The organism is Sphaerotilus sp., from assembly GCF_034519685.1.
In the GTDB taxonomy this organism is placed as follows: Bacteria; Pseudomonadota; Gammaproteobacteria; order Burkholderiales; family Burkholderiaceae_C; genus Sphaerotilus.
In genome coordinates, this window is record NZ_JAXHOF010000002.1 from 376,840 (window position 1) to 393,763 (window position 16,924).

A 16,924-nucleotide genomic window follows, 5' to 3' on the forward strand; every position below is an offset into this window, starting at 1 on the left:
AGGCGGCTCACTTCTTCATCGTGGCCCCATCTTTTCAAACGAAGGGGCCTCCTCAATTCCCGGAGCGTTCACTAGCATGACATCTTGCACTCGCGGTATCGATCTAGACATCCTTGCCAGCATGCATTTTGACTGTCTTTGCTACCCCTGTTGCAGATGTCCTTGCAGCCATTGGCTTGAGTTTGACAGCGTGATCCACACTGCCTATTTGAGTCATCTGCCGCTACTAGCCATGAACTTCTGGCTACAGATTTTTTCCCAGAGAGTTCGCTTTTCCAATCTGCAATCGCATGATTATTGGCTTGACATGACACCGTCGAAGCAACTGGGGTCGCGTTTGCATGCAAAGGCGCAGAGAGCACCAGCGCCAAAAGAGAAATACGAAAGTCGAACATCTTGCATCTCCTCCCGCAAGCAACGATTGTCAGGCCACACCTGCGGGCATGTATGGCCTAGCCTGTTGATTCTATTGCAGTGTTGTACTTCAGCTTAGAGCGTGCCTTTCCTCAATTCTCCGGGTGGTTCATTGTGGGCTAATTGGGAATCTTTCGACGGCGGTTGCTTGCCCTTTTATACTTACGCGCGTCTCACAAGCACCTGTCGCAGCACGAAACTCGACACATGATAGTTCGGGACTGTCCCTTGTGATTCTCCACTCAGTTACTTGGCCACTCTGGGTTACGTCGTATGTGGTGATTGATCCAGGCACAAGATAACCACCTGCATTCTTTGGGCTGACACAACGCTGTATCTTCGTCTCTCTTCCGTAGCCGCAAGTTTTTCTGGGGCCACCTCCCGATAGCGCCTCCACAGCATCACTAAACAGTTGGTTGGTTCCCAATGAGACCTGGGGCACGTCCTTTAGCAGAACATAGCTCTTACTTTGTCCTGCAATCTCAAGTACCAAGACTCCGTCTTGATCAGCCGGCTTCTTTACAAGGATTTCTAGAGTTGTTCCTCGGGGCCATTCTTTCGGATCTTGAATGATCGTCAACCCGTTGGCGATTGGTTGCTTAGTCTGCTTGCCGGCTTTGTTGCACAACTCCGCCGAAGCCGAGTTTCCCCTGACCCCAGACGGAGTTACGCCACAGCCTGCGTCACCGGGGTGCCCAGGTGGGTGAAGCGGTTGAGCACCGCAGCCCGCACCTGCAGCTCCACCACCTGACGCTCGAAGGTGCGCGCCATCACCCGCTCGCCCAGCAGCTTGAAGCAGCGCATCTTCGTCTCCACCAGCGAGCGCCGGTGGTAGCCGCTCCACTTCTTCCAGATCCCCCGGCCCAGCCGGTTCGTCGCCCGCAGTATCTCGTTGCGCGCCGCCGCCCCCGGCCGCTTGGCCTTCCACGGCTGCGCGTTCTTGCGCGTCGGAATCACCGCCTCGGCTCCCCGCTCGGCGATCGCGTCGTGGCAGTCCTGCGTGTCATACGCCCCGTCCCCGCTCACCGACAGCACCGCCTCCTCGTCCGGAATCTGGCTGAGCAGCTCCGGCAGCATCGGCGCATCCCCCACGCTGTTGTCCGTCACCTCGATCGCCCGGATCTCCAGCGTCTGGGCGTCGATCCCCAGGTGAACCTTGCGCCACTGCCTGCGGTACTCCGCCCCGTGTTTCTTGGTCTTCCACTCGCCCTCGCCCAGCATCTTGATCCCCGTGGAATCCACCAGCAGGTGCAGCCCGCCCCGGCTCGGCCGCGCCGTGATCTCCACCGTCAGCCGCTTCTCGCGCCGGCTCATCGTGCTGTAGTCCGGTGCCTGCCAGTCCAGCCCCGACAGCCCCAGCACGCTCTGCACGAACCCCTGCGTCTGGCGCAGCGCCAGTCCGAACAGCACCTTCATCGTCAGGCAGCACTGCACCGCCGCGTCGCTGTACGTCGCCGGTCGCCCCGGCTTGCCGCTGACCGGCGCAGCCTGCCACGCCATGTCCCGGTCCAGCCACATCGTCAGCGAGCCCCGCGCCCTCAGCGCCTTCGTGTACGGCGCCCAGTTCTTCGTCACGTACTTCTGCTTTGCTGGCTTGCTCATCCTGTCAGCCTACCTCACCGCTCGACCATCGGCCGGCGGGGTGGGTTGTGCAACAAAGCCCTGCTTGCCCACGCCCATTCGAGCATCAAATCCTACCCAGAAACCTTTCAAATGGTAAAAATCGCCTTGCCTGCGGGATAACCAGAGTTGAACGCCAGGACGCTCTTTGTCTTGCTCAAGGCACTTTCCGTACATTTCTGCCGCTGTAGAGGATAGTTTTTGCGAGAGATAGTCCACGTACATGTCGTGGTTGTAGGTACTTTTTTTCAGATGCGACTCCTTAATTGCTGTAGCCTTGGCATTTTCGTAGTCCATACTGCCTGAGTATGGACCATATGAACCATCACCGCCCCAAGACTTTCTAACGTTTTCGTATTGCTCTTTCGTTGCCGTGATTAGGAATGCTATCTTCATTGATTCCGACCAAACGACCTTGCTCAAGTCTTTGATCATGAAAACCGCCGGATCACATGTCTGAGCGTCAGCGATAGAACAAGCAAGCCACAGAGAAGCTGCAGATAGAATATTCCTGCGGATTGGTTTGGTTGCCATGATTTTGGTGCCGATTGAGTGAAGATGCCGTGTAGACTAGTTCTCTATATTGCCCGCAACATCACCCAAACGAGTGAAATCAGACAATTTGAGGCCATTCGCGCAAGAAAAAGCCCCACGCCGCATCCCGCGCCGTGGGGCCAATCAGAGAATCTGAAAATTCTTGCGCTGACTCTCGCTCAACCCTGCGTCAGCAAAACTTTGATATCCGCCGCCAACTCAGCCGGCGGCGTGTTGTGCCGCACATACAGGCGCACCTTGCCTTGCGTGTCGAACACGAACGACGCCGCCGTGTGGTCCACCGTGTAGCTGGACTCGGTCTTGCCCGGCACTTCGCGGTAGAAGATCTTGAACTCCTTGGCCGCTGCGGCGATCTCGTCGGCCGAGCCGCGCAGGCCGACCCAGTTCGGGTGGAAGGCGCCGACGTAGGACTTCATCAAGGCCGTGGTGTCGCGCTTCGGATCGACCGTGACAAAGACGCCGACGAGCTTGTCGCCGTCCGGGCCGAGCAGGCGCTGGGTCTCGGCGAGGTTGGTCAGCGTGGTCGGGCAGACGTCCGGGCACTGCGTGTAGCCGAAGAAGACGACGGCGACCTTGCCCTTCAGGCTGGAGAGCTGGAACGGCTGGCCGTTGGCGTCGGTCAGCGCGAGCTGGCGGGCGTATTCGGCGCCGGTGATGTCGAGCGACTTGAAGCTGGGGGCCGGGGTCTTCTCGCAGCCGCTCAGCGCACCGAGCAGGAGCAGGCTGGAGGCGGTCAGCAGCAGACGTCTGGCGGGCCGGTGGAGTCGTGGGGAAACAGTCATGGGGTGCTCACAGTCACAGCCAGGGCTTCAGGTAGTGGTCGACCAGCAATGCCGCGAACAGCAGCGACAGGTGCCAGATCGAGAAGCGGAAGGTCTCGCGGGCGAGCGCTTCGGAGTATTCGCGGCGCAGCCGGACCGCGTAGTGGATGAAGCGCCCGCCCAGCACGACAGCGGCGGCCAGATACAGCCAGCCGCTCATGCCCTGCACGAAGGGCAGCAGCGTCGCCGCGAACAGGATGAAGGTGTAGAGCAGGATCTGCAGCCGCGTGAACTCGTTGCCGTGCGTGACCGGCAGCATGGGCAGGCCGGCGCGGGCATAGTCCTCGGCGCGGTAGAGCGCCAGCGCCCAGAAGTGCGGCGGGGTCCACAGGAAGATGATCAGGAACAGCGCGATCGCCTCCGGTCCGACCTGACCGGTCAGCGCCGCCCAGCCGAGCACGGGTGGCATTGCGCCCGAGGCGCCGCCGATGACGATGTTCTGCGGTGTCATCGGCTTGAGGATCACGGTGTAGATGACCGCGTAGCCGACGAAGGTGCCGAAGGTCAGCCAGGCCGTCAGCGGGTTGACGCGGAAGTACAGCAGCGCCATGCCCGCGGCACAGAGCACGGCCGAGAACAGCAGCGCCTGCGACTGGCTCAGATCGCCGTTGGCGGTGGGGCGCCAGGAGGTGCGCTTCATGCGCGCATCGATCTTCTGCTCGATCAGGCAGTTGAACGCTGCGGCAGCGCTGGCCACCAGCCAGATGCCGATGCTGGCGAGGACCGCCGTGACGAGATCGTCCCAGCGCGGCAGTCCCGGCACCGCCAGCAGCATGCCGATCGCCGCACAGAACACGATGAGCTGCACGACCCGCGGCTTGGTCAGCGCGACGTACTGGCGCCAGCGCGACAGGCGCGGCGTGGTCGGGGTGAGGGTGGTGGCGTTCATCGGGACGGGACAGCGGACGGGGAAAAGGAAGGACTGCGCGCAGGGCTGCGGCTGTGCGCCAGCAGGGCCGCCAGCAGCGTCACCAGCACGGCGGCACCGCCAGTGTGCGCCACGGCGGCCAGCAGCGGCCAGTCGAGCACGACATTGGACAGACCGGTGACCGTCTGCAGCAAGGCGACGGCCAGCAGGCCCTTGGCGTAGCGCGGGGCGGTGTGGCGCAAGGCGGCAATCAGCAGGCCCAGCGCCGTCAGCACGACCAGCGCGCCCAGGCGGTGCACGACATGGATGGCGGTCAGCGCGGCGAAGGGCAGTGCGCTGCCGTCGGCCTGCACGCCCAGTGCGCGGCGCAGCGTGAAGCCCGCGTCGAAGTCCATCGGCGGCCACCACTGTCCCTGGCAGGTGGGGATGTCCTGGCAGGCCAGCACGGCGTAGTTGGTGCTGACCCAGCCGCCCAGCGCGACCTGCACGATGACGAGACCGAACACCACCCAGATCCCGGCCCGCAGCGCGGGGGAGACGGTCGGCGCCTGCGGTGCGTGGCGCTGGGTCTGCACGGCCAGCAAGGCCAGCAGACCGAGGCCGCCGAGCAGGTGCAGCGTGACGATGGCCGGGTAGAGCTTCATCGTCACCGTCAGCGCGCCGAACGCGCCCTGCAGGCAGACCCAGACGAAGGTCAGCGTCGCCCAGCCGGGCGAGATCAGCCGGGCCTGCGCGGGATCGCTGCGCTTGAGCCGGCGCACTGCGACGAAGCTCCACACCATCAGCACGGTGAGCAGCGCCCCGACGCTGGTGGCGAAGTAGCGGTGCACCATCTCGACCCAGGCCTTGCCGTGGGTGACGGGACCATCGGGCAGGGTGGCCTGGGCCTGGGCGATCTCGTGGCGGGCGCCGAAGGGGCTGGCGTTGCCGTAGCAGCCCGGCCAGTCGGGGCAGCCCAGGCCGGAGTCCGTCAGACGGGTGAAGGCGCCGAAGAGCACGAGGTCGAACGTCAGGAACAGCGTGACCAGCGTCAGCGCCCGCAAGCGCTGCGGCGTGCTCTGGCCGCGGTGGCGCCAGGTCAGCCACAGCAGCGGCAGCGTGGCCAGTGCCGCGCCCAGCAGCGCCATCTGCGCCAGTGGCCCCAGGTCGATCAGGTCGGTGGACGGCTGCATGGTCAACGCGCGACGGCGGGGCTGGCGGCAGGAGGTGCGCCGACGATGGCTGGATCACGGCCGGCCCGGTCCCAGGAGGCGGACGCGCGCAGCATGCGCTCTACATCGCGCTTGATCTTGGGCGGCTCGAAGCTGGCGGGAAACCGCATCATCCACACCCCCATCGGGTCGACGAGGTAGAGGTGGGCCGACAGGGCTTCGCCGGGTGCCGGCTTGAGCCAGGCGGCCACGGCTTCGCGCGGGGCGCGCAGCACGGCGGCTTCGGCCAGTGCGGGCAGCAGTTCGGCCCGCGGCGCCTGGTCGCCCGTGACGAGCCAGACGCGGTCGAGGCGGTCCTTCTCGCGGCCGAGGGTCTCGCGCAGCTGGCGCTGGGCGTAGAGCAGCTTTTCGCAGCTGCTGTCACAGGCGCCATCGGCCACCACCACCAGCAGCCACTGGTCACGCAGGCTGCGGGGATCGACGGGCTGGCCCTGCAGGTTGGTCAGCGGCAGCGCCGCTGCAGGCGGGATGTCCACCGGAGGCTGCACCAGCACGCCATGGCCCGGCTGGCCCGTCGGCTTGATGACGTAGTAGGTGAAATACGAGGCGATCACCGGCGACGCGCAGGCGAGCAGGATCAGCGCCATCTTGATCCGGCCCAGGCGGGTGCGGGCCTGGGCTTCCGGGTCGGCGGTGGGCGAGGGCAGGTCGTGGACCGACAGGGTCAGCGGCTGTGCGCTGTGCGGAGCGGCGTTCGGAGCGTCATGCGACATGGGAGGCGGCCTGCCTGCGCGGGCGGATGAGTTGGAACCAGACATACAGCCCTGCGATCAGGGCACTGAGGGCGAACCACTGGACCGCATAGCCGTGGTGCTTGTCGACCCCGGTGGAGGGCGCGGTCCATTGGCGCAGCAGCCCGTCGTCCGGAGGCCCTTCGGTCTGCAGCAAGGCCACCGGACGCAGGCTCAGGCCGGACGCACGGGCGGCAGCGGCGATGTCGAGATTCTGACGGATGGGGCCGGTTTCGAGACCGCCGAAGTCGAACAGCCTCGATGGCGCGGGGATGATGCGGGCCACGACGGTGACGCTGTCGGTCTCGGGGGTCTGCACCGGGGGAAGGTCTTCGCGTCGCAGGGCGTTGCGGGGTGCCCAGCCCCGCTCGACCAGCACGGCGGTTCCGTCGGCGAGCTGCAGCGGCGTGACGACATGGAAGCCGACCCGGCCGTTCATCGGCCGGTTGTCCAGAAACAGCGTGGCGCGGCCCACCCAGCGTCCCTGCAGACGGATGCGGCGCTGCACCTGTGCCTCGACTTCGTCGGGTGTGCGGGCCAGATCGGCCGCCCCCAGTTCGGGCATCTGATGGCGGGCGTCGAGCAGGGCCTGCCGGCTGGTCTTTTCTGTCGCCCGGTCGAGTTGCCACACGCCCAGCCGTGCCGTTCCCGCCACGCTCAGCAGGGCTGCCAGCAGGATCACCCAGCGGTGGTGGCGGTGTCGGGACAAGGTCATGGGGAATGTCATCGGCGCATCGGCATGTGGGCCGGGCAGGGGTGGTGGAATAATCCAGCCGCATGAAAACCATCATCGTGCTGGCGTTTGTCGCCATTCTGGCTGCCCTGGCCTTTGCCGGGATCTTCATGATCAAACGCGGACCAGCCGGTGAGCCGACCCCCAAAGGACGGATGGCACGTGCGCTGGCGATCCGGGTGGGTGTGTCGGTCGGGGTGTTCCTGTTCGTGCTGCTGGGGTACTCGCTCGGCTGGATCGAGCCGACGGGGATTCCAGTCGGGCGGTGAGACGCGCGAGACACCAAACAAAAGAGCGCCGTAGCGCTCTTTTTTGTTGCGGGCAAACGCCGGTCTCACCGGCGCCAGACCGTCACATCCAGTAGACGATGAAATACAGGCCGAGCCACACCACGTCCACGAAGTGCCAGTACCACGCCGCACCTTCGAAGCCGAAGTGGCGTTCGGGCGTGAAGTGGCCCTTCATCAGGCGGAGGGTCATGACCAGCAGCATGATGGTGCCGACCAGCACATGGAAACCGTGGAAGCCGGTCAGCATGTAGAAGGTCGAGCCGTAGATGCCCGAGGACAGCTTCAGGTTCAGGTCGTTGTAGGCGTGGGCGTATTCATACCCCTGGCAGATCAGGAACACGGTGCCGAGCAGCACGGTGATCCACATCCACAGGATGGACTTGGAGCGCTGGTTGGCGATCAGTGCGTGGTGCGCAATCGTCAGCGTGATGCCCGAGGTCAGCAGCAAGGCGGTGTTGATCGTCGGCAGCGGCCACGGACCCATGGTCTGGAAGGGCTCGACGATGCCGGCCGGCGACGCGGTGGCACCCGCCACGGAGCTCGGCCACACGCCCTTGAAGTCAGGCCACAGCAGCGCGTTCTCCAGACTGCCCAGGCTCGGCACCGACTGGGTGCGGGCCCAGTACAGCGCGCCGAAGAATGCCGCGAAGAACATCACTTCCGAGAAGATGAACCAGGCCATGCTCCAGCGGTGCGAGACATCGACACGGTCGCTGAGCATGCCGGCCTCGGCCTCGCCAGCAGCTTCGCCGAACCACTGGCGCAGCACGAAGACCGTCCACAGCAGCCCGAACAGCAGCGCGTAGGCGCCCCAGCCGTGTCCGTTGATCCACTGGCCTGCGCCCAGGATCACGAAGAACAGGCCGATCGAGGTCATCACCGGGTGCCGCGAGGGCCCTGGGACATAGTAGTAAGGCGTCACGCCTTGAGGGGTTGCCGACATGAGTTGCTCCTGGAATCCGTGTCGCGATTGTTGTGTGGTGTTGTGTGGTGTCGAACGGCCAGCGGGCTCAGCCTGCGATCCAGCGGACCAGCAGTACCAGCAGGCCGACGAACAGCGCTGCGCTGAGCAGTCCGGCCAGGATGATGTGGACGGGGTTGAGCTGGTTGACGTCGTTCTGGTGGTCGGCCCCACGGCGGATGCCGAAAAAGGACCAGGCCACAGCCTTCATGCTCTGTGCAAACGAACTCTTGCGTCGGACGGCGTCGCGCAGATCGTCTGCGGAGGTGCGCTGGGGATCGGTCATGAACCGGCTCCTTGCGGCAGCACCTGAACAGCCGAGCCGGTGACCGGGGCTGGCGGGGTCTTGGAGCCGACCTCGAAGAAGGTGTAGGACAGCGTGATGGTGGTCACGTCCTTGCCCAGCTTCGGGTCGATCACGAACACCACCGGCCACTGCTTCGACTCGCCCGGCGCCAGCGTGTACTCGTTGAAGCAGAAGCACTCCATCTTGTTGAAGTGCGCCATGGCCTGCTTGGGCGCGTAGCTGGGGATTGCCTGTGCCGACATCGTCCGGTTCTGGACGTTGCGGAACTCGTACATGACGGTGGTCACCTGCCCGGGGTGCACCTGGACGGACGACTGGGCCGGCTTGAAATCCCACGGACCGCGCGCGTTGGCATCGAACTCGACCGTGATGGTGCGGCTGGTGTCGACCTGGGTGTTGACGGGGCCGGTCTTGCCAGTCACCAGCAGCTCGTTGCGGCTGAGGATGTTGATCCCCAGCGCCTCGCAGATGGCCTCGTACATCGGCACCAGCGCATAGCCGAAGCCGAACATCACCAAGGCGATGACGCTCAGCTTGCCGAGCATGCGCTTGTTGTCGCGCTGCAGGCGGCTGTCGCTGGTCGCGGCGCTGTGCTGTGTCATGGCTGCCCGCCCGACATCAGGACGATCCGCGCCACGAAACCGGCGAAGAACACCACGGCCACCGTGGCCAGGATCAGGCCGAGGCGTACGTTATTGCGGCGTTTTTCTTGGTCGGTCATGGCAGGCTGTCCTGGTTGTCGTGGGCGATCCGGTGTCGGATCAGAACTTCAGCACCTTGGTGGCGGTCGCATCCAGCGTGGGCGGCGTCTCGAAGGTGTGGAACGGGGCCGGCGAGGCGACTTCCCATTCCAGGCCTTCGGCGGCTTCCCAGGGCTTCTGCGGGGCCTTCTGGCCGCTGCCGCGCATCATCGGCACGACCACGAACAGGAAGAAGTAGACCTGCATCAGGCCGAAGCCCAGCGCACCGATCGACGCGATCATGTTGAAGTCGGCGAACTGCAGCGGGTAGTCGGCGTAGCGGCGCGGCATGCCGGCCATGCCCAGGAAGTGCATCGGGAAGAAGGTGATGTTGAAGGTGATCAGCGAGCCCCAGAAGTGGAACTTGCCGCGGGCTTCGGAGTACATCACGCCGGTCCACTTCGGACCCCAGTAGTACACGCCGGCGAACATCGCGAACAGCGAGCCGGCCACCAGCACGTAGTGGAAGTGCGCCACGACGTAGTAGGTGTCCTGCAGGTTGATGTCGATCGGGGCCATCGAGAGGATGAGGCCGGTGAAGCCGCCCAGCGTGAACACGAAGATGAAGCCCACGGCCCACAGCATCGGGGTCTCGAAGGTCATCGAGCCGCGCCACATCGTCGCGATCCAGTTGAACACCTTCACGCCCGTCGGCACCGAGATCAGCATCGTCGCGTACATGAAGAACAGCTGGCCGGTCAGTGGCATGCCGGTCGTGTACATGTGGTGGGCCCACACGATGAACGAGAGGATGGCGATGGAGGCCGTGGCGTACACCATCGACGCATAGCCGAACAGGCGCTTGCGGGCGAAGGCCGGGATGATCTGGCTGACGATGCCGAAGGCCGGCAGGATCATGATGTAGACCTCGGGGTGACCGAAGAACCAGAAGATGTGCTGGTACATGATCGGATCACCGCCGCCGGCGGGATTGAAGAAGCTGGTGCCGAAGTGGCGATCGGTCAGCGTCATCGTGATCGCGCCTGCCAGCACGGGCATCACCGCGATCAGCAGGTAGGCGGTGATCAGCCAGGTCCAGACGAACATCGGCATCTTCATCAGCGTCATGCCGGGAGCGCGCATGTTCAGGATGGTGACGACGATGTTGATCGAGCCCATGATCGACGAGGCGCCCAGGATGTGCATCGCGAAGATGCCGGCGTCCATGGACGGGCCCATCTGCAGCGTCAGCGGGGCGTAGAGCGTCCAGCCGGCGGCGGGTGCGCCACCGGGCATGAAGAACGATGCCACCAGCATGATCGCGGCGGGAATCATCAGCCAGAAGCTGAAGTTGTTCATCCGCGCGAAGGCCATGTCGGATGCGCCGATCTGCAGCGGGATCATCCAGTTCGCGAAGCCGACGAAGGCCGGCATGATCGCGCCGAACACCATGATCAGCCCGTGCATCGTGGTGAACTGGTTGAACAGCTCGGGGTTGACGAACTGCAGGCCCGGCTGGAACAGCTCCAGGCGGATCAGCAGCGCCAGCACGCCGCCGATCATCAGCATCGCGAAGGCGAACAGCAGGTACAGCGTGCCGATGTCCTTGTGGTTGGTCGCGAAGACCCAGCGACGCCAGCCGTGGGGAGCGTGGTGGTGGTCGTCATGGGCATGGTCGTCATGCCCGTGACCGTGACCGCCCGGATGGAGAACTGCGCTCATGGGTAGTGATCCTCTGGTGTGTCGTCGTGGTTACTTGCGGGCAGCGACCACTTCGGCCGGCTGGACGATCTGCTCGGTCTTGTTGGACCAGCTGTTCTTGGTGTACGTGATCACGGCCGCGATCTCGGTGTCCGAGAGCTGCTTCCAGGCCGGCATCGCGCCGTTGGCGGCACCGTTGAGCAGGATCGCGATCTGCTTGCCCTTGTCGGCATCCAGCACGACCGGCGAGGCATCCAGCGCCTTGATCGGGCCGGCGCCCTGGCCATTGGCCTGGTGGCAGGCCGCGCAGTTGGTGGCGTAGATCTTCTCGCCGCGGGCCATCAGGTCCGGCAGCTTCCATTCCTTGGTGGGGTCATCGGCCAGCGCGGCGAGCTTCTTCTTCTCGCCGGCCACCCAGGTGGTGTATTCCGCGTCGGTCACGACCTTGACGTGGATCGGCATGTAGGCGTGTTCCTTGCCACACAGCTCGGCACACTGACCGTAGAAGTCGCCCGTCCTCTCCGCACGGAACCAGGTGTCGCGCACGAAACCGGGGATCGCGTCCTGCTTCACGCCGAAGGCCGGGATCATCCAGGCGTGGATCACGTCATTGGCGGTGGTGATGATGCGGATCTTCTTGCCGACCGGCACGACCAGCGGGTTGTCCACCTTCAGCAGGTAGTTGTCGCCTTCGGGCTTGCCGGCGTCCGACATGGCGCGCTGGGTGGTGTCGAGCGTCTGCAGGAAGCTGATGCCCTCGCCTTCGCCCTTCAGGTAGTCGTAGCCCCATTTCCACTGGTAACCGGTGGCCTTGATGGTCACGTCGGCGTTGGTGGTGTCCTTCATGGCCACGACGGTCTTGGTGGCCATCGCCCCCATGCCGATCACGATGACAAACGGCACGATGGTCCAGGCGATCTCGACCGCCACGCTTTCGTGGAAGTTCGCGGGCTTGTGGCCCTTGGACTTGCGGTGCTTGATGATGGAATAGAACATCACGCCGAACACGACCAGACAGATCACGCCGCAGATGACCATCATCATCACGTGCAGCCAGTGCTGTTCGCTGGCGATCTGGGTGGCTGGCGTGTGGAAGTCCATTTGTCGAACGCCCGGGCCTCCCGGCAGATCGTTCACTGCCAGTGCCATGGTGGTGACCATGGAGGCACATGCAGCCAGACTCCACTGGCTTGCACGGCGCCACAGAGCTTTCTTCATCATCATCTGCGCTCTCTTTCTCTACCAGATCGGCTGGCCGTCAGGCCGCCGCGGACATAGTGTCTTGTCTGTCTGCAAACATGCACCACAAGCACTGACCCGCCATCCGGCGCAAGACTGGATGACTGGATCGGAAAACCAGTGGGTGGGGGTTGATCTCCGTCAGCAGCGATCCGAGGAAACTTTGATTCGGATCATTGCGAAGGCTATCGGACAGGCTTGTGAATTTTAGGCGCTGATATCAATGCGGGGCAATGTTTCGCGCTCCCTTGCAGTCCTGCCGCACTCAGTCGGTGCGCCCGGGGTTGCGCTGGCGCGTCATTTCACGCATCGCCGCCAGCGAAATCGCGGTCTCGGTCTGCATCCGCGCCCGTGCAACGGGACGAAAGGCATGGCCATAGACGATCTCGAAACGCAGGTGCAGGCGCCCATCGGGGCCTGCCAGACGACGCGTCAGCTCGTCCAGCAGTGTCTGGTGCCACTGTCGACCGCGCAATCCGGGTTGACGCGCAGGGGCGGTGTTGCGCCCCAGTCCACGCAGCTCGGCCAGCAGCGCGTGCGGGCTGTCCCAGGTCAGGGTCAGTTGCTCCATGTCCATGACGGGATCGGCGAATCCGGCATGCACCAGTTCGTCTCCCAGGTCGTGCATGTCGATCCAGTCGCTGCCAGGGGTGCCCCAGCCGAGTTCTGCGTAGAGCGAGCGCAGTTCCCTGAGCGTGTCCGGGCCGAAGCACGAAAACATCAGGAACCCGTCCACTTCCAGTGCCGCATGCCAGCGCGTCAGCAGCGCGGGCAGATCGTTGACCCAGTGCAGCATCATGTTGGCCCAGAGCAACTCGGCGGTCACGGGCGTCTCTGGCGGTTCAGCCGACGCTGGCCGGCCGGTGAGGCGTTGCCACCAGCGCGGCCCCGACCCGCTGACCGCCCGCTCCGGCAGCGGCCGGTCGTCGCAGCCATGGCGGACGATGCGGGCTTGCGGATACTGCGCCTGCAGCAAGTGGGCCCCACCGGACAGCGGGCTCCACCAGTCGATCACCCGGGCCGGCTGGCGGCGCACCAGCGACAGGCGCTCGGCCATGCGCCGGGCGATTTCCTCGTGCAGCCAAGGCACGGCGCGGTCGGTGGATTGCCGAAGGTGGCGGCGCAATGCGGTCGGATCGATCCGGGGTGCGCGCGGGTTCCGGGAGGGATCGGAGGGGGATGGAGGGGAGTCGGCCATGGTGTCCGGACTGTATAGTCAGTCGGCATGACGAGCTTGCGCACCCTCGTGGCTGCACGGCGCTGGATGCCCGGCACCGCCTGCCAGGTCTGCACCGCCTGGCAGCGGGACACCCTCTGCCGTGCGTGCCGGCTCCGGTTCCGCCCGACTGGCCACCGTTGTCGCTGCTGTGCAGCGTCGCTCACGGGGCTGGATGCCGTCTGCGGCGTGTGCACCCTGCGCCCACCGGCGTTCGACCGCGCGCTGGCGGCGCTCGACTATGCCTATCCCTGGGATGGTCTGGTGACGCGGTTCAAGTTTGGTGGGGCCTGTGAACTGGCCGTGCCACTGGCGCAGCGGATGGCCGAGGCGCTGCGCCTTGCTGCGGCGCAACCGGATTTCGTGTGGCCCGAGGTGCTGCTGCCCGTGCCCTTGTCGGACCAGCGTCAGCGCGAGCGTGGCTACAACCAGGCCTGGGAGCTGGCCCGTCGGGTCGGTCCGGCGCTGGGTGTGCCCGCGCAGGCGCGCTGGGTCGAGCGGGTCATCGACACGCCACACCAGATCGGTCTGCCACGCGCCGAGCGGCTGCACAACCTGTCGGGGGCCTTTGCCGTGACCTCGGCGGGCCGGGCCGGACTGGCGGGGCGGTCGGTGGCGATCCTGGACGACGTGATGACCACGGGTGCGACGCTGCAAGAGCTGGCCGCGACCTTGCGCCGCGCTGGGGTGTGGCGGGTGCAGGCCTGGGTGCTCGCGCGCACGGTGCGCGATGATGCGGGCCCCTGACTGCTTGCCGCTGTTCGCCGCCGCACCATGTTCCGCATCGTCCTCGTTCATCCTGAAATCCCGCCCAACACCGGCAACGTGATCCGGCTGGCCGCCAACACTGGCTGCGCACTGCACCTGATCGAGCCGCTCGGTTTCTCGATGGACGACAAGTTGCTGCGCCGAGCCGGGCTGGATTACCACGAGTACGCGCCAGTGCGCCGCCATGCTTCGTGGGAGGCGCTGATCGCCGACTGCGCGCCGGACCCGACCCGGATGTTTGCGCTGACCACCCGCGGCAGCCGGCCGTTCGCCGAGGTGGCGTGGCAGCCGGGGGACTGGCTGGTGTTCGGCTGCGAGACCAGCGGCCTGCCACCCACGTTGCGCGACACCTTCCCCACGGCGCAGCGTGTGCGCCTGCCGATGCGGCCCGAGCAGCGCAGCCTCAACCTGAGCAACGCGGTGGCGGTGACGGTGTTCGAGGCGTGGCGCCAGAACGGCTACGCTGGGGCGGTCTGACCGGCTTCAGACTTCAGCGCGGGCGCCGCGCTGCATCAGCGCCTGCACGGCCTGCTGCGGCGTGAGTTCCCCCTGCAGCACCGACACCACCGCCCGCGTGATCGGCATGTCCACGCCGAGCGCCTCAGCGCGGTCCCGCACGGTGCGGGCGCTGTAGACGCCTTCCGAGACGTGGCCGAGGTCTTCGAGGATGTGGGCCAGCGTCTTGCCCTCGGCGAGCTGCAGGCCGACGCGGCGGTTGCGCGAGAGGTCGCCGGTGGCGGTGAGCACGAGGTCACCCAGGCCGGACAGGCCCATGAAGGTCTCCGCCTGCGCGCCCAGCGCGAGGCCGAGCCTCGTCATCTCGGCCAGCCCGCGCGTGATCAGCGCGGCGCGGGCGTTCAGGCCCAGCGCCAGACCGTCGGCCATGCCGGTGGCGATGGCCAGCACGTTCTTCACCGCGCCGCCCACCTCCACGCCGACCGGGTCGGTGGAGGAATAGATGCGCAGCGTCGGGCCGTGCAGTGCGTCCACGGCGGCCTGGCGCAGCGCGGCGTCCTGGCTGGCGGCGACGAGGGCAGTGGGCTGGCCGCGGGCGACTTCAAGCGCGAAGCTCGGGCCGCTGAGCACGCCCGCGCGCAGGCCGGGTGCCGCCTGGCGGGCGATCTCGTGGCCGAGCAGACCGGTGCCCGCCTCGAAGCCCTTGCTGAGCCAGAGGGTGGCGGTGCCGTCCGGCAGGCGCTGCAGCATCTCGCGCAGCGCGGCGGTCGGCGTCGCCACGATGACCAGTCCACCCGATCCGGCGTGGGCCACGGCGGCCGCAAAATCCGAGGTCAGTGCCAGCCCGGCGGGCAGCGCCACACCGGGCAGGTAGCGGGCATTGCACCGCGAGGCCGCGATCTCGCGGGCCTGGCGGTCGTCACGGGCCCAGAGCACCGTGGGGTGGCGGGTGGCGGCCTGTGCCGCCAGCGCGGTGCCCCAGGCACCGGCGCCGAGCACCGTGATCTGCATCGCGCGAACCTTGCAATCAGCTGTTCAGCGCTTGCTGGCCTTGCTGCTGCTGGGCTTCGTACATGGCCTGGAAGTTCACTTCGGCCAGGTGTACCGGCGGGAAGCCGGCGCGGGTGATCGTGTCGGCCACCACGGCGCGCAGGTAGGGGTAGACGATGCCGGGGCAGGCGATGCCCAGGATCGGCTGCATCTGCTCGGGGTCGATGTTGCGGATCTCGAAGATGCCCGCTTCCTTGGCTTCGCACAGGAACAGGGTGCGGTCGCCGAGCTTGGTCGTCACGGTGGCGGTCACGCAGACTTCGTAGATGCCATCGGCGACGGGGCCGACTTCGACGCCGAGGTTGATGTCCACGGCCGGCTGGCCTTGTTCGATCAGGATCTGCGGCGAGTTCGGCTGTTCGAGCGACAGGTCCTTCAGGTAGACGCGCTGGATCTGGAACACGGGTTGTTCTTGCGTATCGAGCGTGTTGATTGCGTCAGCCATGGTCGGGGTCTCGGTGGGGAAAAATCAATAAAACGCACAGGGTCGGTGCGGGTCGGCGGGAATATAGCAGCAGCGCTCCGGCGCATACTCGACCGCATGGCGCACCTCACCCTCATCCGTCACGGAGAAACCGACTCGAACCGCGTCCACCGCTTCCAGGGGCAGATGGACGTGCCGCTCAACGCCACCGGCCTGCTGCAAGCCGAGCGGCTGGCCGAGCGACTGGCAGGCGAGCACTTCGACGTGGGCGTGGTCAGCGACCTGTCGCGCACCCGGGCGACGGCCGCTCCGCTGGCCGAGCGGCTGGGGCTGTCACTGCAGCACGACGCCACCTGGCGCGAGCAGCATTTCGGCGTGTTCGAGGGCCAGCAGGTCACCGACCTCCTCGATCGGCACCCGGACCTGTGGACGCAGTGGGTGCGCCAGGACGCCGATTTCGCGCTGCCCGGTGGCGGCGAGAGCATCCGGGCGTTCCACACGCGGGTCTGGTCGGCGTTGGACGCCCTGGCGGCGGCGCACGTCGGGCAGCGGGTGCTGGTGGTGACGCATGGCGGCGTGCTGGACATGGTCTGGCGCACGGTACGCGGCCAGCCGCTGTCGAGTCCTCGGCAGTGCGCGATTCCGAATGCGGGCCTCAACCGGCTGCGCTGGCGCGGACCGGGCTACGCCGACATCGAGGTCTGGGCCGACGATGCCCACCTCGCCGGCCTGCCACCGCAGCCGTCGACGGTGTCGCTGAGCGTGCGTTACGGCACAGCGGTCGCGCCCTGAGGTAGCCCTTCTACAGTTGAGGTCGCGCCGGTCGACAAACCGGTGATGACGTCCTCCCCTGTTCCGCCTCGCGAGGTGACTTCTTTC

General features: G+C 65.8%; 20 protein-coding genes. 4 read left to right on the top strand and 16 right to left on the bottom strand.

Annotation, left to right across the window (positions count from 1 at the left end; translation table 11 throughout):
* Positions 1-1,080 precede the first annotated feature (1,080 nt).
* The 7 genes from U5O44_RS02165 to U5O44_RS02195 form a co-directional block, all read right to left on the bottom strand.
* Positions 1,081-2,016 carry an IS5 family transposase gene (locus tag U5O44_RS02165; RefSeq protein ID WP_322586820.1) on the bottom strand — a complete coding sequence of 312 codons (936 nt, stop codon included), beginning with the start codon at positions 2,014-2,016 and terminating at the stop codon, positions 1,081-1,083.
* A 9-nt stretch (positions 2,017-2,025) separates the two neighbouring features.
* Positions 2,026-2,568 carry a Kelch domain-containing protein gene (locus tag U5O44_RS02170; RefSeq protein ID WP_322586821.1) on the bottom strand — a complete coding sequence of 181 codons (543 nt, stop codon included), beginning with the start codon at positions 2,566-2,568 and terminating at the stop codon, positions 2,026-2,028.
* A 179-nt stretch (positions 2,569-2,747) separates the two neighbouring features.
* Entirely contained in the window at positions 2,748-3,371 is a 624-nt protein-coding gene (locus U5O44_RS02175; RefSeq protein WP_322586822.1) for an SCO family protein, read from the bottom strand.
* A gap of 13 nt (positions 3,372-3,384) precedes the next feature.
* Positions 3,385-4,299 (bottom strand): heme o synthase, encoded by a 915-nt coding sequence (gene cyoE, locus U5O44_RS02180; RefSeq protein ID WP_322586823.1) that lies wholly within the window; start codon positions 4,297-4,299, stop codon positions 3,385-3,387.
* Complete coding sequence (locus U5O44_RS02185) at positions 4,296-5,450, bottom strand: COX15/CtaA family protein (RefSeq protein WP_322586824.1); 1,155 nt, start codon at positions 5,448-5,450, stop codon at positions 4,296-4,298. The genes cyoE and U5O44_RS02185 overlap by 4 nt, the downstream gene beginning before the upstream one ends.
* 2 nt (positions 5,451-5,452) lie before the next feature.
* Positions 5,453-6,202, bottom strand: coding sequence for an SCO family protein (locus U5O44_RS02190; protein WP_322586825.1), 750 nt, complete (start codon positions 6,200-6,202; stop codon positions 5,453-5,455).
* Positions 6,192-6,935, bottom strand: coding sequence for an SURF1 family protein (locus U5O44_RS02195; protein ID WP_322586826.1), 744 nt, complete (start codon positions 6,933-6,935; stop codon positions 6,192-6,194). The genes U5O44_RS02190 and U5O44_RS02195 overlap by 11 nt, the downstream gene beginning before the upstream one ends.
* Positions 6,936-6,997: 62 nt before the next feature.
* Between U5O44_RS02195 and U5O44_RS02200 the strand changes: the two genes are divergently transcribed.
* Positions 6,998-7,222 carry a DUF2909 domain-containing protein gene (locus U5O44_RS02200; RefSeq protein ID WP_322586827.1) on the top strand — a complete coding sequence of 75 codons (225 nt, stop codon included), beginning with the start codon at positions 6,998-7,000 and terminating at the stop codon, positions 7,220-7,222.
* A gap of 82 nt (positions 7,223-7,304) precedes the next feature.
* Here U5O44_RS02200 and U5O44_RS02205 read toward each other — a convergent pair whose 3' ends face one another.
* The 7 genes from U5O44_RS02205 to U5O44_RS02235 form a co-directional block, all read right to left on the bottom strand.
* The gene (locus tag U5O44_RS02205; protein ID WP_322586828.1) at positions 7,305-8,186 is read right to left on the bottom strand and encodes a cytochrome c oxidase subunit 3; all 882 of its coding nucleotides are present in this window, start codon (positions 8,184-8,186) and stop codon (positions 7,305-7,307) included.
* A 67-nt stretch (positions 8,187-8,253) separates the two neighbouring features.
* Complete coding sequence (locus U5O44_RS02210) at positions 8,254-8,490, bottom strand: DUF2970 domain-containing protein (RefSeq protein ID WP_322586829.1); 237 nt, start codon at positions 8,488-8,490, stop codon at positions 8,254-8,256.
* Positions 8,487-9,113, bottom strand: a complete 627-nt coding sequence (locus U5O44_RS02215; protein ID WP_322586830.1) for a cytochrome c oxidase assembly protein — start codon at positions 9,111-9,113, stop codon at positions 8,487-8,489. Before U5O44_RS02215 ends, U5O44_RS02210 begins: the two co-directional genes overlap by 4 nt.
* Positions 9,110-9,232, bottom strand: a complete 123-nt coding sequence (locus tag U5O44_RS02220) for a cytochrome oxidase small assembly protein (protein WP_322586831.1) — start codon at positions 9,230-9,232, stop codon at positions 9,110-9,112. Before U5O44_RS02220 ends, U5O44_RS02215 begins: the two co-directional genes overlap by 4 nt.
* Positions 9,233-9,272: 40 nt before the next feature.
* Positions 9,273-10,913 (bottom strand): cytochrome c oxidase subunit I, encoded by a 1,641-nt coding sequence (ctaD, locus tag U5O44_RS02225; RefSeq protein WP_322586832.1) that lies wholly within the window; start codon positions 10,911-10,913, stop codon positions 9,273-9,275.
* A 30-nt stretch (positions 10,914-10,943) separates the two neighbouring features.
* Positions 10,944-12,053 carry a cytochrome c oxidase subunit II gene (coxB, locus tag U5O44_RS02230; protein ID WP_416222109.1) on the bottom strand — a complete coding sequence of 370 codons (1,110 nt, stop codon included), beginning with the start codon at positions 12,051-12,053 and terminating at the stop codon, positions 10,944-10,946.
* A gap of 343 nt (positions 12,054-12,396) precedes the next feature.
* Positions 12,397-13,329 (bottom strand): biotin synthase, encoded by a 933-nt coding sequence (locus U5O44_RS02235; RefSeq protein WP_322586834.1) that lies wholly within the window; start codon positions 13,327-13,329, stop codon positions 12,397-12,399.
* Positions 13,330-13,356: 27 nt separating this feature from the next.
* Between U5O44_RS02235 and U5O44_RS02240 the strand changes: the two genes are divergently transcribed.
* Together U5O44_RS02240 and trmL are read left to right on the top strand one after the other, a co-directional pair.
* A complete protein-coding gene (locus tag U5O44_RS02240; RefSeq protein ID WP_322586835.1) occupies positions 13,357-14,094 on the top strand; it encodes a ComF family protein in 738 nt (245 codons plus the stop codon).
* Between the two features lie 27 nt (positions 14,095-14,121).
* A complete protein-coding gene (gene trmL / locus U5O44_RS02245) occupies positions 14,122-14,592 on the top strand; it encodes a tRNA (uridine(34)/cytosine(34)/5-carboxymethylaminomethyluridine(34)-2'-O)-methyltransferase TrmL (protein WP_322586836.1) in 471 nt (156 codons plus the stop codon).
* A 6-nt stretch (positions 14,593-14,598) separates the two neighbouring features.
* On the opposite strand, the gene U5O44_RS02250 is transcribed toward trmL, so the two are convergent.
* Both U5O44_RS02250 and secB read right to left on the bottom strand, forming a co-directional pair.
* Positions 14,599-15,582 carry an NAD(P)H-dependent glycerol-3-phosphate dehydrogenase gene (locus tag U5O44_RS02250; protein WP_322586837.1) on the bottom strand — a complete coding sequence of 328 codons (984 nt, stop codon included), beginning with the start codon at positions 15,580-15,582 and terminating at the stop codon, positions 14,599-14,601.
* A gap of 16 nt (positions 15,583-15,598) precedes the next feature.
* On the bottom strand, positions 15,599-16,066 hold the full coding sequence (gene secB / locus U5O44_RS02255; protein WP_322586838.1) for a protein-export chaperone SecB: 468 nt from the start codon (positions 16,064-16,066) through the stop codon (positions 15,599-15,601).
* A 96-nt stretch (positions 16,067-16,162) separates the two neighbouring features.
* Here secB and U5O44_RS02260 point away from each other — a divergent pair, with 96 nt between their 5' ends.
* Positions 16,163-16,837 carry a histidine phosphatase family protein gene (locus U5O44_RS02260; RefSeq protein WP_322586839.1) on the top strand — a complete coding sequence of 225 codons (675 nt, stop codon included), beginning with the start codon at positions 16,163-16,165 and terminating at the stop codon, positions 16,835-16,837.
* The last annotated feature ends 87 nt before the right edge of the window (positions 16,838-16,924 follow it).

Coding starts and splice junctions, on each gene's coding strand:
- U5O44_RS02210 (WP_322586829.1), bottom strand. CDS start 8,490: ATGACCGATCCCCAGCGCACCTCCGCAGACGATCTGCGCGACGCCGTC.
- ctaD (WP_322586832.1), bottom strand. CDS start 10,913: ATGAGCGCAGTTCTCCATCCGGGCGGTCACGGTCACGGGCATGACGAC.
- U5O44_RS02185 (WP_322586824.1), bottom strand. CDS start 5,450: ATGCAGCCGTCCACCGACCTGATCGACCTGGGGCCACTGGCGCAGATG.
- U5O44_RS02240 (WP_322586835.1), top strand. CDS start 13,357: ATGACGAGCTTGCGCACCCTCGTGGCTGCACGGCGCTGGATGCCCGGC.
- trmL (WP_322586836.1), top strand. CDS start 14,122: ATGTTCCGCATCGTCCTCGTTCATCCTGAAATCCCGCCCAACACCGGC.
- U5O44_RS02220 (WP_322586831.1), bottom strand. CDS start 9,232: ATGACCGACCAAGAAAAACGCCGCAATAACGTACGCCTCGGCCTGATC.
- U5O44_RS02235 (WP_322586834.1), bottom strand. CDS start 13,329: ATGGCCGACTCCCCTCCATCCCCCTCCGATCCCTCCCGGAACCCGCGC.
- secB (WP_322586838.1), bottom strand. CDS start 16,066: ATGGCTGACGCAATCAACACGCTCGATACGCAAGAACAACCCGTGTTC.
- U5O44_RS02205 (WP_322586828.1), bottom strand. CDS start 8,186: ATGTCGGCAACCCCTCAAGGCGTGACGCCTTACTACTATGTCCCAGGG.
- U5O44_RS02250 (WP_322586837.1), bottom strand. CDS start 15,582: ATGCAGATCACGGTGCTCGGCGCCGGTGCCTGGGGCACCGCGCTGGCG.
- U5O44_RS02165 (WP_322586820.1), bottom strand. CDS start 2,016: ATGAGCAAGCCAGCAAAGCAGAAGTACGTGACGAAGAACTGGGCGCCG.
- U5O44_RS02170 (WP_322586821.1), bottom strand. CDS start 2,568: ATGGCAACCAAACCAATCCGCAGGAATATTCTATCTGCAGCTTCTCTG.
- U5O44_RS02260 (WP_322586839.1), top strand. CDS start 16,163: ATGGCGCACCTCACCCTCATCCGTCACGGAGAAACCGACTCGAACCGC.
- cyoE (WP_322586823.1), bottom strand. CDS start 4,299: ATGAACGCCACCACCCTCACCCCGACCACGCCGCGCCTGTCGCGCTGG.
- U5O44_RS02200 (WP_322586827.1), top strand. CDS start 6,998: ATGAAAACCATCATCGTGCTGGCGTTTGTCGCCATTCTGGCTGCCCTG.
- coxB (WP_416222109.1), bottom strand. CDS start 12,053: ATGGTCACCACCATGGCACTGGCAGTGAACGATCTGCCGGGAGGCCCG.
- U5O44_RS02190 (WP_322586825.1), bottom strand. CDS start 6,202: ATGTCGCATGACGCTCCGAACGCCGCTCCGCACAGCGCACAGCCGCTG.
- U5O44_RS02195 (WP_322586826.1), bottom strand. CDS start 6,935: ATGACCTTGTCCCGACACCGCCACCACCGCTGGGTGATCCTGCTGGCA.
- U5O44_RS02175 (WP_322586822.1), bottom strand. CDS start 3,371: ATGACTGTTTCCCCACGACTCCACCGGCCCGCCAGACGTCTGCTGCTG.
- U5O44_RS02215 (WP_322586830.1), bottom strand. CDS start 9,113: ATGACACAGCACAGCGCCGCGACCAGCGACAGCCGCCTGCAGCGCGAC.